Raw genomic sequence first — 13,086 nt, 5'->3', positions numbered from 1 at the left:
GGCGCGGACATGGAACTCCTGGGTCTTGTAAACTACGCCCTCTTCACGGCGATTTTCATCGCCATCTACGCACTGCTCGCCCTTGGTCTCAATATCCAGTGGGGCTTTGCCGGGCTTTTCAATGCGGGCATAGCCGGCTTCTTCGCGGTCGGCGCCTATACCTCCGCCGTCCTGTCCACTCCGGCAGACGACGGCCGGCTCGGCGGGTTCGATCTGCATTTCGTCATCGGCTGGATCGGCGCGATGCTGGCGGCGGCGCTGGTCGCCTGGCCGATCGGCAAGATATGCCTGCGGTTCCGCTCCGACTATCTGGCGATTGCCTCCATCGGTGTCGCGGAAATCATCCGTCTGGTGATCAAGTCGGAGGAAGTGCTGACCAACGGCGCCCGCGGCATCAACGGCATACCGCGCCCGGCGGGCGATATCGGCTATACGGAATCGCAGATCGCCTATCTCGTCATCGTGCTGGCTGTTCTGATCGTCGCCTATGTTCTTGTGGAGCGTCAGTTCAACGCGCCCTGGGGCCGGATGATGCGTGCGATCCGCGACAACGAGCATGCCGCCAAGGCGATGGGCAAGGACGTCGAGTTCCGCCGCCTTGAAGCCTTCATCTTCGGTGCGGCGCTGATGGGTCTGGGCGGGGCGCTCTTTGCCCATTTCAACCGCTCCATAACGCCGGAGGCCATCGATCCGATGGTGGCGACCTTCCTGGTCTGGATCATGCTTATCCTGGGTGGGTCCGGAAACAACCGGGGTGCGATACTCGGCGCTGCGGTTGTATGGATCATCTGGTCCGTTTCAGAGATTGCAACGGACCGCCTTCCGCATGAATATGCGATCCAGGCAAAATACATCCGCCTGTTCCTGATCGGCCTCATGCTGCAGCTTGTCCTGCGGTTCAGGCCGGAAGGACTGCTTCCAGAACCTCTCAGGGGGGATCTCAGAGGGAGCAGGCGGACAACGAAATCCGGTGCGGACCACACTTAGGCCCGTTCCACAGGCCGCGCATTTGGCTTATGAATGTGAGGCCCCGAAATCCAAAGTCCCGGCAAAGACCGGGTTTATTGAGGAGGTAGACTTATGAAAACCAAGATTCTCGCGCTCGCTGCCGGTTTGATGGCCGCAACAGCCCTGGCGTCCGTCCCTGCGCAGGCCGATGTGAAGATCGGTCTTCTGGGCGGCGTTTCCGGTCCGATCGCCGCCATGGCGCCGGCCATGGTCGATGCTGCACAGCTGGCTGTACAGCAGGTCAATGAACAAGGCGGCATCGGCGATGGCGAAAAGCTTGTCGGCGTGCTCGGCGACAGTGCCTGCAACCCTCAGAACGGCACGGATGCCGCAACCAAGGCCGTGAACATTGAAGGTGTCTCCGGCATCGTCGGCCCGCATTGCTCGGGCGCGGTTCTGGCTGCCGCCGGTTCCGTGACCATTCCGGCCGGCATTGTCATGATCACGCCGTCCGGTACGTCTCCGGAAATCACCGGGCTGGATGACAAGGGCACCGTGTTCCGCACCGTTCCTTCCGACGATTATCAGGGCCGTGCCCTGGCCCGCACGCTGAAGGAACAGGGCTATGGCAAGGTCGCCGTCGCCTACCTCAACAATGACTATGGCACCGGCCTCGCCAACGCCTTCAAGGCTGAATATGCCGATGCGCTGGGCGGTGAAATCACCCAGTTCGCCGCACATGAGGAAGGCAAGGCGTCCTACCGATCCAACCTTGCCGAACTCGCCAAGGGCGGCGCCGACACCCTGGTCATCTTCGACTATGGCGACGGCACCGGCCTGACCATCCTGCGCCAGGCTCTCGAAAACGGCTTCTTCGAAAAGTTCGTTGGCGGCGACGGCATGAAATCCGACGCGGTCATCAACGAACTCGGCGCAGAGAACCTCGTCAGCTTCGTGGCGTCTTCCCCGGTTGGCGAGAAGTCCGAGTCGCTGGACATGTTCAACGAAGCCTTCAAGGGCGTCGGCGGTGACCCGGATGCGATCTTCGCGACCACCTCCTACGATGCGGCTTTCCTGATGGCGCTGGCTCTTGAAAAAGCCGGTGGCAAGAAGGAAGGCGTTGCAGCTGCCATGCTGGAAGTTTCCAACGGCACTGGCGAAGCCATCCGTCCGGGTGAGTGGAAGAAGGCCAAGGAGCTGATCGCAGCCGGTACCGCCATCGACTACAAGGGCGCGGCAGGTGACCACAACTTCGACGCCAACGGCGACGTTCCGGGCACCTACGCCCTTTGGGAAGTCGGGTCTAGCGGCTACGAAGTCATCATGGAAATGAAGTAATTTCTTCAACTGAAGAATGTGCTTGTGAAGCCGGCGGTTCGAAAGAGCCGCCGGTTTTGTTTTTGGGAACCACCGCCCACCGCCTGACGCCATCTCGGACAAGTGCAGCAATGCTGCACGCAGATCTGGGATGACGGATGGGGAAGGTATCTATGCATTGCCTAAACTTCCTTTACCCACATCTCTCAACCCCGTGTATAAGCCCGCCATGCGTGATCTGGATGTTCTCATTCTCGGTGGCGGCGCGGCCGGGCTGATGTGTGCCATTGAGGCGGCGAAGCGTGGCCGCAAGGTGCTGGTCATCGACCATGCCTCCAAGCCGGCGGAGAAAATCCGTATTTCCGGCGGCGGCCGCTGCAATTTCACCAACCTGAACTGTTCTCCGGCGAATTTCCTGTCGCAGAACCCGCGCTTCTGCGTTTCGGCGCTGAAGCGCTACACCCAGCATGATTTTCTGGCGTTGGTGGAAAAACACCGCATCGCCTGGCACGAGAAAACCCTCGGTCAGCTCTTCTGCGACGACAGCGCCAGGGACATCATCCGCATGCTGCTGTCCGAGCTGGAAGCCGCAGGCGGCACCCTGCAACTGGAGACAGAAATCAAGGCGGTCGAAAAGCCTGACGAGCGGTTCTCCGTGTCAACGTCGAAGGGGCCGCTTCGGGCCTCCTCGCTGGTGGTGGCGACCGGCGGTCCGTCCATCCCGAAGATGGGCGCCACCGGCTTCGGTTATGATCTTGCAAGGCAGTTCGGCCTGAACGTGATCGCGCCGCGAGCCGCGCTAGTACCGCTGACGTTCTCCGACACCAACAAGGATCTCTGCAGCCGTCTTTCGGGTGTATCGCTGGACGCCATCGTCTCTTTCCGGAAGACGCAATTTCGCGAGGGGCTGCTCTTCACGCACCGGGGGCTCTCGGGACCGTCGATCCTGCAGATTTCATCCTATTGGGAGGAGGGCAAGCCGGTCTCGGTCAACCTGGCTCCGCAAACGGACGTCTTCGAAACGTTGCGCACTGCGCGCCAGAAGAACCCCAGACAGGATCTGAAAACCGCCCTCGGCGCCTTGCTGCCGAACCGGCTTGTGGAAGAACTCGCGAACGCTTTCCAGCTCAGGGGCCGGTTGGCGGACCAGTCCGACAAGATGTTGCGCCGGACAGCGGACCAGGTGAACAACTGGCAGCTCACGCCTGTCGGCACGGAAGGCTATCGCACGGCGGAAGTCACGCTCGGCGGTGTCGATACCAGGGAACTGTCGTCAAAGACGATGGAGTGTTCGAAGGTTCCCGGGCTCTATTTCATCGGCGAGACCGTCGACGTCACTGGCCATCTCGGCGGCTTCAATTTCCAGTGGGCCTGGTCATCCGGTCATGCCGCGGGACAGGTTGTCTGAACGTCCTGGGTAACGGCCATCACGCACTGCAGCATTTTTTGATGACCGCACCTCATTCGGGACTATACTCCTGACAAAATCGGGGGATTGAATGCGGCGAGTGACGATACACGATGTGGCCGAGGCGGCCGGAGTGAGCCTTGCGACGGTCGACCGGGTGCTGAACGGGCGCCCGGGTGTGCGCCAGAACACCATTGAAAAGGTGAAGCAGGCGGCCGAAACGCTGAACTACAAGCCTGACGTCTTCGCCGCGGGCCTCGCGAAGAAACGCCTCTACCGGTTTCATTTTCTTCTGCCCAACGGTCCGAATGCCTTCATGGAGGATCTGACCCGTGAGGCGCTGTCGCATGCCGAAACCATGAGTGGCGAGCGCATGCATGTTCATGTCGAGCCGATTGACGCATTCGACGGTCACCGGGTTGCCGGGACGCTTGCGATCATCGAACGGGCGATCTGCGATGGCGTGGCGGTGGTCGCACCAGCCTTTCCGGAAGTGCGGGCCGCCATTGACCGTCTCCAGGATCGCGGCGTGCCGGTAGTGACGCTGGTCTCCGATCATCCGTCTTCCACCCGTCAGCATTTCGTCGGCATCGACAACATGGCGGCAGGGCGCACAGCAGGCAGGTTGCTGGGGCGGTTCCTGCAGAAGGAGAAGGCGAAGGTCGCTCTGATTGCCGGCTCTCTCGGGCTGCGCGATCACGCCGAACGTTTCGCCGGCTGCAGGGAGGTGATCGAGGCGGACTTTCCGCATCTGCAATTGCTCAAGGTTCGCGAGGGCCGCGACGACAACGCCCGCAACGCGGATCTGGTGCGCGGACTGCTGGAAGAACACCCGGACCTGGCCGGTCTCTACAATATAGGCGCGGGCAACCGGGGCACGATCGCAGCTCTTCAGGGCACTGGCCGGGCACAGGAGGTGGTTTTCGTCGGGCACGAACTGACCCCTTACACGCGCGACGCCTTGCGGGACGGTGTGCTTGATGCGGTGATCGCCCAGGACCCCGGACACGAGATCCGCAGCGCCATGCGCGTGCTCAAGGCCCTGTGCGACGGCGCGGAAATCATTGACGGGCAGGAGCGCATCGGCATCGATGTTTTTCTGAAGGACAACCTGCCTGCTATTCCCGATTCTTTCGAAAATAGGCAATAATGCCAATGTGAGCCGGGAGGGAGTACCTTTATGGGATGGCAAGTAAGAAGCTGAATTAATTGAACTTTTCTAAAGTGGTCTCCAACATTCAATTTTTAGCATTGACCTTTGGCACTGCGCGCCTCATATCTACGAGATGCGTTTGACACAACAGACCAACTATGCCGTGCGCGCGCTCATGTATTGCGCAGTCAATCCGGACAAGCCGAGCAAAGTCGCGGACATTGCGGCCAGCTTCGACATGTCCGAGACACATCTGTTCAAGATCATGAAGGTGCTGGTCGATTCCAATCTGATCAGGACCATCCGCGGCCGCAATGGCGGGGTTATGCTGGCTCGCCCGGCCGAAGAGATCACCGTCGGCGAAGTGGTTCGGGCTGCGGAGGAAAGCTTCCTTCTGGCGGAATGTTTTGATTCAGGCCGTAAGGACTGCCCCCTGATCGTTTCCTGCGGTTTCAACGGCCTGCTTCACGAAGCGCTGGAAGCATTCATGGAAGTGCTCGACACCAAGTCGATCGCCGATTTGTCAGAAGACCGTTTCGGCATGCGCGACCTGCTCAAGATAGACGCGGCCAAGCCGCCGCTGGCTGCGAACGCTTAAGACCTTTCGCGAAAGACACCGACGACATTTCAAAGCGCCACCATCCGGTTGGCGCTTTTTTTGTGGCCGTGGCCGTTTGTGTCTCTGTGGTCGGGGGAGTGGGAAGTGCCTGGCTGGCTGGCCGCTGAGGGAGAGGAGAGGGCGGTTGGCTTGCCTGGCATTTGCTGCCCCTGATCACTCAGAGGCCCTGTCTCAATCAAAACCGGAGGACGCGATTTCCAGTTCCATTTCGATCAGGCATTGCCTTGATAGAAAAACTTGAGTATGAGTGTCAAGTATAAAGTTGAGTTTTTAACTCACCTTTAAATTCCATACGCCGAACCGCTCACCGGAACGGCCCCGAAAACCGGGCGAAACAGTGAGCAAACCGAAAGCCTAAGGAGCGATTGCGCGCATGACACCGACCGCAAACAGCCAGAAGCGCCGCCTGTCCCTCAGTACCTCGAGCCCCTCCCGGAGAGTTCTCGCCGGAACGCAGTCCATGGAAGCCAAGACGGATTTCGATTCTCGGGAATTGTTCGGCAGGGTCCGGCAGATCCACATTCATCACAATGACGAAACCTACCGGTTGTCGATCACCAAACAGGGCAAGCTGATCCTGACGAAGTGATAACGGTTTACGCCGTCGTCGCCCCGGCCCAAAGCCGGGGCTGGAAAGCGGCAGAGGCAGGTCCGACTCAGGGCCGGGACGGCACACAGCTCTAGAAAGCCGCCTCGACGCCGCCCATTTCCACGTAGACGCTTTTCACCTGACTGTAATAGGCGATTGCCGCATGGCCGTTCTCGCGGCCGATGCCCGATTTCTTGTAGCCGCCGAAGGGCATTTCGATGGGGGTCAGATTGTAGGTGTTGATCCAGCAGGTGCCCGCCTGAAGCTTGTCGACCACCCGGTGCGCGCGCTGGATGTCGCTGGTGAAGACGCCGGCGGCGAGACCGAATTCCGTGTCGTTGGCCCGCGCGACAACATCGTCCTCATCGGTGAAATCGAGGACGCTGAGCACCGGACCGAAGATTTCCTCGCGGGCGATGCGCATGTCGTCTTTCACATCCGCGAAAACCGTCGGCTGCACGAAAAAACCGTCAGGAAATGTATCCACTGTGGCAGCGCCGCCGCCACACACGAGCCGGGCGCCATCGTCACGGCCGACCTGCATGTAGTGCAGAACCTTGTCCAGTTGCTGTCTGGAGACGAGTGGGCCGATATTGGTGGCTTCGTCCAGCGGATTGCCCAGCACCGCCCCTCGGGTGCGCTCGGCAAGGCGGGCAACGAATTGTTCCTTGATGTCTGCGTGGACGAAGACCCTGGTTCCATTGGAACAGATCTGGCCGGTGGAATAGAAATTGGCGTTGATCGCCGCCGACACCGCGTTTTCGATGTCCGCGTCCTGGAAGATGATCAGGGGCGACTTTCCGCCCAGTTCCAGCGTCGTTTTCTTCAGATGTTCGCCCGCAAGGGCCGCGACCTTCGCGCCGGTCGGCACGGAACCGGTCAGGGATATCTTGGCGACGTCCGGATGCGCGACCATCCTTGCTCCCACATCGCCGAACCCTTGAAGAACGTTGAAGACCCCGTCCGGCAGGCCGGCCTCGCTCAGGGCTTCGGCCAGCTTCAGAGCGCTGAGCGGCGTGACCTCGGAGGGTTTGAAGATCATGGCATTGCCGCAGACCAGCGCGGGAGCCGCTTTCCAGCAGGCGATCTGGATCGGATAGTTCCAGGCGCCGATGCCGAAGCAGATGCCGAGCGGCTCGCGCTTCGTATAGGCGAAGGAGCCGCCGAGATCGATATGCTCGCCTGTCAGCGTCGCGGCAAGGCCGCCGTAATATTCCAGGCAATCCGCACCGGATGCGGCGTCGGCGATCAGCGTTTCCTGCAGGGGCTTGCCGGTATCGAGCGTTTCCAGGACCGACAGCTCCCGGTTTTTCTCGCGCAGGATTTCCGCGGTCCGGCGCAGGACGCGGCCACGCTCCGCCGGCGATGTTGCGGCCCAGATCTTCTGGCCGTCCTTCGCGGTGCGGATGGCTGCCTCGATCACGCTGTCGTCGGCGGTCATGATCCGGGCGATCACTTCACCGCTGGCCGGATAGAGCGAGTCGAACGGCGTTCCATCCTGGCTTTCCAGGTAAGAGCCGCCGATATAGTGCGAGGCTTGCGGTTGGGCGCGCATGTGTTGGCTCCTGCTTGACGGTGTGAATGGCGTTATATCAGTGAATGGCTTCAGCGCTGGCTGGTTTCCCACGCCGGGTTGATCCAGGGTTCCTGGTTGGACGCCGGCAGCGGGTCCTTGCCGAGAATATGGTCGGATGCCTTTTCCCCGACCATAATCGACGGAGCATTCAGATTGCCATTGGTGATTTGCGGAAAAATGGAACTGTCGGCAACACGCAGGGCCTCGACGCCGATCACCCGGCATTCCGGATCGACAACGGCCATCGGATCGTCCGTGGAACCCATCTTGCAGGTTCCGCAGGGATGATAGGCGCTTTCCACGTGTTCACGGATGAAGTCGTTCAGCGCATCGTCGCTCTGGACGTCATCTCCCGGCTGGATTTCCTTGCCGCGATAGGGGGCGAATGCCTCCTGGCCGAAAACCTCCCGCGTCAGGCGGATGCAGCGGCGGAAATCCTCCCAGTCCTCCTCGTGCGACATGTAGTTGAACAGGATCGAGGGTTTGCCGTGCGGGTCGCCGGACGTCAGCCGGACCTGCCCTCGCGACTTTGATCGCATCGGCCCGACATGGGCCTGGAAGCCATGACCTTCCGCCGCCGCCTGCCCGTCATAGCGCACGGCGAAGGGCAGGAAATGATACTGGATGTCCGGGTATCTGACGCCCGCCCTGGAGCGGATGAAGGCGCAGCTCTCGAACTGGTTCGACGCTCCGAGACCCTGCTTGAAGAACAGCCATTGCGCCCCGATCAGCGCTTTGGAAACGAGGTTCCAGTGCTTGTAGAGCGTGATGGGCTGGGTGCAGGCCTGCTGTAAATAGAGTTCCAGATGGTCCTGCAGATTGGAGCCTACGCCGGGCCGGTTGGCGATCACGTCGATCCCCATTTCCTGGAGGTGAGCCGCCGGACCGATGCCGGACTGCATGAGGATCTTCGGCGAATTGATGGACGAGGCCGCCAGGATCACTTCGCGGCCGGCCCTTGCCTCGCGGACTTCCCCTCCGGTTTCGAACTCCACACCCACTGCGCGGCCGTTCTCGATGAGGACCTTGCGCACCAGGGCGCCCTTGATCAGGTCAAGATTGCCACGCTTGAGCGCAGGCTTCAGATAGGCATTGGCGGCGGACCAGCGACGGCCTTTGTAGACCGTCATTTCCATGTCCGCGAAACCTTCCTGGCGCTCGCCGTTGTAGTCCGCGGTCACGCCGTATCCGGCCTGTTCCCCGGCATCCTTGAAGGCGTGGAACAACGGGTTCCACTTGGTGCCGCGGGTCACATGCAAGGGACCGTCCGTGCCGCGCCAGCCGCTCTGGCCGCCATGGCTTGTTTCCAGTCGCTTGTAGTAGGGCAGCACATGCCGGTAGCCCCAGCCGTTGGCGCCCATCTCCTCCCAGGTGTCGAAATCGCAGGCGTGGCCGCGCACATAGACCATGCCGTTGATCGAGGACGAGCCGCCGACAACCTTGCCGCGCGGCGTTGCAAGGCGCCTTCCGCCGAGGTGGGGTTCCGGTTCGCTTTCAAACCCCCAGTCATAAAGCGGCATGTTCATGGGATAGGACAGGGCGGCCGGCATCTGGATGAACGGTCCGGCATCGGTGCCGCCGAATTCCAGCACCAGAACCTTGTTCCGGGGATCTTCCGATAGCCTGGAGGCCATGGCGCAACCGGCGGATCCCGCGCCGACGATGATGAAGTCGAACTGTAAGGTCATGAGCGCTCCGGGCGGTTCACTGGTCGGCGTCGCGGCGTGCGTGCGCCGCTATCTGGGTTTCGACATAGTCCTCGACCAGCGCAATGGCGGTCTTCCGGTCTGCCTGCGCACCGCTGAGGGCCTGGCGGATCCAAACCCCGTCGATCATCGAAGCAGTACCTTCGGCGACGAGCCGGGCCTCGGGGCGCGTCATGAAGGCGCGCAGGTCGACCGTGAGGTTCGACGCCAGCCGGGCGGCATAGATCTTCAGCAGCCGGCTGTTGCTTTGCGTTGTCCGGGACTGAACGTAAAAGGCCAGCCACGCGGCGATCACGGCGGGCTGGAACTGATCGACGGCGAAATTGCCCGCGATGATCGCGGAGATCCGCTCGCGCGGCGTTTTCGCCACGGCGAGATTTTCGCGGATGGCGCGGCCGAGTTCGGTCAACAGGTGGCGCATGGTCGCCGCGAGCAACTGATCCTTCGACCCGAAATAGTGATGCACGAGGCCGCCGGACACACCGGCTCGCTTGGCGATCTGTGCCATGGTCACGTCGCTGTAGCCACGCTCGTGAATTGCATCCACCGTAGCGTCGATAAGACTGCGCCGCCGTTTCGCTTCCATTCCGATCTTGGGCATAGCGATCTCCAGATACATCCGGTGTCTTATTTTTAATTGATCAATCAATCAATGAAAACTTGCAAATTTTTCCGGTGGATGTTTGGATTGCTTTTAGGCAGGCTACCGGTCGAGAAACGGGGTGGATTTCCCATGCGCTGAACCTGTAACTTGCGACAATAATCTTGCGACCAAAAACCAGGTCGACTTTCCAAAGGAGGTATTTCAATGAAAATGGCAGCGAAACTCGCTGGAGGACTTGCTCTCGGGCTCATGCTTTCCGGAACGGCGCTCGCGAATGATCCGGAAAGCTGCAAGACCGTCCGCTTCTCCGATGTTGGCTGGACAGACATCACGGCGACAACGGCGGCCACTTCGGTTGTTCTGGAAGCTCTGGGCTATGAACCCGAGGTCAAGCTTCTGTCCGTGCCGGTGACCTACGCCTCCATGAAGAACAAGGACATCGACGTTTTTCTTGGCAACTGGATGCCGACCATGGAAGGCGATATCAAGGCTTATAGGGAAGACGGTTCCGTCGAGACGGTCCGTGCCAATCTTGAAGGCGCGAAATACACGCTCGCCGTTCCCCAGTACACTTACGACAAGGGCCTGAAGAGTTTTCAGGACATCGCCAAGTTCAAGGACGATCTGGACGGCAAGATCTACGGCATCGAGCCGGGCAACGACGGCAACCGCCTGATCATCGGCATGATCGACGAGAACCTTTACGGCCTGGAAGGCTTCGAGGTGGTGGAATCCTCCGAGCAGGGCATGCTTGCCCAGGTTGCGCGTGCCGGAAAACGCGACAGCGATATCGTCTTCCTCGGCTGGGAACCCCACCCGATGAACGCCACCTTCGAAATGGCCTATCTTGAAGGCGGTGATGACATCTTCGGACCGAATTACGGTGGTGCGACGGTCTATACCAACGTGCGCGCAGGCTACGTGAATGACTGCCCGAACGTCGGCAAGCTGCTGGAGAACCTGGAGTTCTCGCTGTCCATGGAAAACGAGATCATGAGCGCGATCCTGAACGACGGCGAAGATCCCAACAAGGCCGCAGCGGCCTGGCTGAAAGTGCATCCGGCAACCTTCGAGAACTGGCTCGTCGGCGTCAAGACTTTCGATGGCGGCGACAGCTTCGCAGCCGTGAAGGGCGCTCTCGGCCTCTAGAAGAGAGTCTGACAGGGCGCCGGCCGCGCGCATCCCGCGTTCAAGCAAACGCGGATCCGATGCACGATTGTTACGGCCGGTGCCCCGTCGTCTTTAACGCAAAGAAGAAGGGGCTGCGGGTTGAACTGGCTGACGGACCACAAGTTGCCGATCGGACCCTGGGTGCGGTCCCTGGTCGATTGGCTCACGGACAACGCCGATTGGGTGTTTGACGGCATTTCGCTTTTTCTGGAGACACTGATCGACGGCATCCTGTGGCTTTTGCAGACCCCGCCGCCACTGGTCGTCGTCGCCATTGCCGTTGTGCTCGGGTATGCGGTGCACCGGACAATTACCTTCGCGGTCTTCGTGGCGGTCTCTCTCCTGCTGATCATCAATCAGGGCTACTGGGAAGAGACCACGGAGACGCTGGCGCTGGTCCTTGCGGCTTCCGTCGTCTGCATGGCGGTCGGCGTGCCCCTGGGAGTGCTCGGCGCGCACAATCCGCGCTTTTACGCGGCGCTGCGCCCGGTGCTGGACCTGATGCAGACCATCCCGACCTTCGTCTATCTCATTCCGGCGCTGATCCTCTTCGGTCTCGGCATGGTGCCGGGGCTGATTGCCACGGTGATTTTCGCCATTCCCGCACCGATCCGCTTGACTCAGCTTGGCGTTGCCTCAACGCCGACGGCGCTGCTTGAGGCGGGCGAGGCTTTCGGCGCGACCCGCTCGCAGCTTCTGTGGAAGATCGAACTGCCCTATGCCCTGCCGCAGATCATGGCGAGCCTGACGCAGACCATCATGCTCTCTCTCTCCATGGTGGTGATCGCCGCGCTTGTCGGAGCCGACGGTCTTGGCGTCCCGACGTTGCGCGCGCTGAACACGATGAACATCGCGCAAGGGTTCGAAGTGGGAGTCTGCATCGTCCTGATTGCCATCGTTCTCGACCGGTTTTTCCGCGCGAATGAGGGAGGCAAGTGATGAGCACTTCCAATGAGACCCCCGTCGTCACCTTCAAGGATGTCGATATCGTCTTCGGCGACAGCCCGGCCTCGGCGCTGCCGCTGATCGATACGGGAAAGACCCGGCAGGAGATCCAGACCGAAACCGGCCAGATCCTCGGTGTGGCCGGCGCGACATTCGACATTTATCAGGGAGAGGTCATCGTGCTGATGGGCCTTTCCGGCTCCGGCAAGTCGACGCTTCTGCGTGCGGTGAACGGCCTCAATCCGGTTATCCGCGGGGAAGTCCAGGTCTTTGACGGCACGGGCTATGTGAACCCTGCAAGCTGTCCCCCGAATGCCTTGCGGGAGCTGCGCCGGAGCCACGTCGCCATGGTCTTCCAGCAATTCGGGCTTCTGCCGTGGCGCACGGTTGCCGAGAATGTCGGCTTCGGTCTGGAACTGGCCGGCGTGCCCGTGAAGGAGCGCGCGGCGAAGGTGAATGAGCAGCTGAAGCTGGTCGGTCTCACCGACTGGGGCGACAAATATGTCCACGAACTCTCCGGCGGCATGCAGCAGCGTGTCGGCCTTGCCCGCGCCTTCGCCACCGACGCGCCGATCCTCCTGATGGACGAACCTTTCTCGGCGCTTGACCCGCTGATCCGCGACAAGCTGCAGGACGAGCTTCTGGACCTGCAGAAGGAACTCAACCGGACGATCATCTTCGTCAGCCACGATCTGGACGAAGCGGCCAAGATCGGCTCGCGTATCGCGATCATGGAAGGCGGACGGGTCATCCAGCTTGGTACGCCGCAGGAAATCGTCAAGAAACCGGCCAACGACTATGTCGCCGATTTCGTCGGTCACATGAACCCGCTGAACGTTCTCAGGGCGCGGGACATCATGGTTCCGCCGGGCAGCCTCTCCGGCTCGCTGGCAAACGGCCTCAACTGCGATGCCAACACCCCGATCCGTGAGGTTGCCAGGCTGAAGAAATCCAGTGCGGAGCCGGTGGTTGTACAAAAGGACGGCGCCATTGTCGGCGTCATCGGCGAGAACGAGTTGCTGGACTGTATGCTGTAGCCAGGCACGCTCGA

General features: G+C 60.9%; 12 protein-coding genes. 9 read left to right on the top strand and 3 right to left on the bottom strand.

Annotated elements, in window-relative coordinates:
- Positions 1 to 9: 9 nt before the first annotated feature.
- From OA90_RS23090 to OA90_RS23065, 6 genes are all read left to right on the top strand, one after another.
- A complete protein-coding gene (locus OA90_RS23090; RefSeq protein ID WP_068418237.1) occupies positions 10 to 987 on the top strand; it encodes a branched-chain amino acid ABC transporter permease in 978 nt (325 codons plus the stop codon).
- Between the two features lie 93 nt (positions 988 to 1,080).
- Entirely contained in the window at positions 1,081 to 2,286 is a 1,206-nt protein-coding gene (locus tag OA90_RS23085) for an ABC transporter substrate-binding protein (RefSeq protein WP_068418234.1), read from the top strand.
- A 208-nt stretch (positions 2,287 to 2,494) separates the two neighbouring features.
- On the top strand, positions 2,495 to 3,673 hold the full coding sequence (locus tag OA90_RS23080; RefSeq protein ID WP_068418231.1) for an NAD(P)/FAD-dependent oxidoreductase: 1,179 nt from the start codon (positions 2,495 to 2,497) through the stop codon (positions 3,671 to 3,673).
- Positions 3,674 to 3,764: 91 nt separating this feature from the next.
- Complete coding sequence (locus OA90_RS23075; RefSeq protein ID WP_068418228.1) at positions 3,765 to 4,823, top strand: substrate-binding domain-containing protein; 1,059 nt, start codon at positions 3,765 to 3,767, stop codon at positions 4,821 to 4,823.
- A gap of 136 nt (positions 4,824 to 4,959) precedes the next feature.
- Positions 4,960 to 5,424 (top strand): Rrf2 family transcriptional regulator, encoded by a 465-nt coding sequence (locus OA90_RS23070; RefSeq protein ID WP_082837227.1) that lies wholly within the window; start codon positions 4,960 to 4,962, stop codon positions 5,422 to 5,424.
- A 394-nt stretch (positions 5,425 to 5,818) separates the two neighbouring features.
- Entirely contained in the window at positions 5,819 to 6,034 is a 216-nt protein-coding gene (locus OA90_RS23065; protein ID WP_068418226.1) for a hemin uptake protein HemP, read from the top strand.
- Positions 6,035 to 6,125: 91 nt separating this feature from the next.
- On the opposite strand, the gene betB is transcribed toward OA90_RS23065, so the two are convergent.
- Genes betB through betI form a run of 3 tightly spaced genes read right to left on the bottom strand, consistent with a single transcriptional unit; the run spans position 6,126 to position 9,917 of the window.
- A complete protein-coding gene (betB, locus tag OA90_RS23060; protein ID WP_068418224.1) occupies positions 6,126 to 7,589 on the bottom strand; it encodes a betaine-aldehyde dehydrogenase in 1,464 nt (487 codons plus the stop codon).
- Positions 7,590 to 7,639: 50 nt separating this feature from the next.
- Positions 7,640 to 9,298 (bottom strand): choline dehydrogenase, encoded by a 1,659-nt coding sequence (betA, locus tag OA90_RS23055; RefSeq protein ID WP_068418221.1) that lies wholly within the window; start codon positions 9,296 to 9,298, stop codon positions 7,640 to 7,642.
- Positions 9,299 to 9,314: 16 nt separating this feature from the next.
- Positions 9,315 to 9,917 carry a transcriptional regulator BetI gene (gene betI, locus OA90_RS23050; RefSeq protein ID WP_068418366.1) on the bottom strand — a complete coding sequence of 201 codons (603 nt, stop codon included), beginning with the start codon at positions 9,915 to 9,917 and terminating at the stop codon, positions 9,315 to 9,317.
- A gap of 207 nt (positions 9,918 to 10,124) precedes the next feature.
- Here betI and OA90_RS23045 point away from each other — a divergent pair, with 207 nt between their 5' ends.
- The 3 genes from OA90_RS23045 to choV all read left to right on the top strand — a co-directional run bounded on the left by OA90_RS23045 (position 10,125) and on the right by choV (position 13,072).
- On the top strand, positions 10,125 to 11,069 hold the full coding sequence (locus OA90_RS23045) for a choline ABC transporter substrate-binding protein (protein WP_068418217.1): 945 nt from the start codon (positions 10,125 to 10,127) through the stop codon (positions 11,067 to 11,069).
- Between the two features lie 120 nt (positions 11,070 to 11,189).
- Positions 11,190 to 12,029 carry a choline ABC transporter permease subunit gene (gene choW, locus OA90_RS23040; protein WP_068418215.1) on the top strand — a complete coding sequence of 280 codons (840 nt, stop codon included), beginning with the start codon at positions 11,190 to 11,192 and terminating at the stop codon, positions 12,027 to 12,029.
- The gene (gene choV, locus OA90_RS23035; RefSeq protein ID WP_068418212.1) at positions 12,029 to 13,072 is read left to right on the top strand and encodes a choline ABC transporter ATP-binding protein; all 1,044 of its coding nucleotides are present in this window, start codon (positions 12,029 to 12,031) and stop codon (positions 13,070 to 13,072) included. The genes choW and choV overlap by 1 nt, the downstream gene beginning before the upstream one ends.
- The last annotated feature ends 14 nt before the right edge of the window (positions 13,073 to 13,086 follow it).

Source organism: Labrenzia sp. OB1, assembly GCF_001624695.1.
Classification (GTDB): domain Bacteria; phylum Pseudomonadota; class Alphaproteobacteria; order Rhizobiales; family Stappiaceae; genus Roseibium.
The sequence above is the reverse complement of the archived record's forward strand: the minus strand, read 5'-3'. Positions and strand labels throughout refer to the sequence as shown.

Excerpts from the sequence above, each read along its gene's own strand:
- OA90_RS23090 (WP_068418237.1), top strand. The coding sequence starts at position 10 with ATGGAACTCCTGGGTCTTGTAAACTACGCCCTCTTCACGGCGATTTTC.
- OA90_RS23085 (WP_068418234.1), top strand. The coding sequence starts at position 1,081 with ATGAAAACCAAGATTCTCGCGCTCGCTGCCGGTTTGATGGCCGCAACA.
- OA90_RS23080 (WP_068418231.1), top strand. The coding sequence starts at position 2,495 with ATGCGTGATCTGGATGTTCTCATTCTCGGTGGCGGCGCGGCCGGGCTG.
- OA90_RS23075 (WP_068418228.1), top strand. The coding sequence starts at position 3,765 with ATGCGGCGAGTGACGATACACGATGTGGCCGAGGCGGCCGGAGTGAGC.
- OA90_RS23070 (WP_082837227.1), top strand. The coding sequence starts at position 4,960 with ATGCGTTTGACACAACAGACCAACTATGCCGTGCGCGCGCTCATGTAT.
- OA90_RS23065 (WP_068418226.1), top strand. The coding sequence starts at position 5,819 with ATGACACCGACCGCAAACAGCCAGAAGCGCCGCCTGTCCCTCAGTACC.
- betB (WP_068418224.1), bottom strand. The coding sequence starts at position 7,589 with ATGCGCGCCCAACCGCAAGCCTCGCACTATATCGGCGGCTCTTACCTG.
- betA (WP_068418221.1), bottom strand. The coding sequence starts at position 9,298 with ATGACCTTACAGTTCGACTTCATCATCGTCGGCGCGGGATCCGCCGGT.
- betI (WP_068418366.1), bottom strand. The coding sequence starts at position 9,917 with ATGCCCAAGATCGGAATGGAAGCGAAACGGCGGCGCAGTCTTATCGAC.
- OA90_RS23045 (WP_068418217.1), top strand. The coding sequence starts at position 10,125 with ATGAAAATGGCAGCGAAACTCGCTGGAGGACTTGCTCTCGGGCTCATG.
- choV (WP_068418212.1), top strand. The coding sequence starts at position 12,029 with ATGAGCACTTCCAATGAGACCCCCGTCGTCACCTTCAAGGATGTCGAT.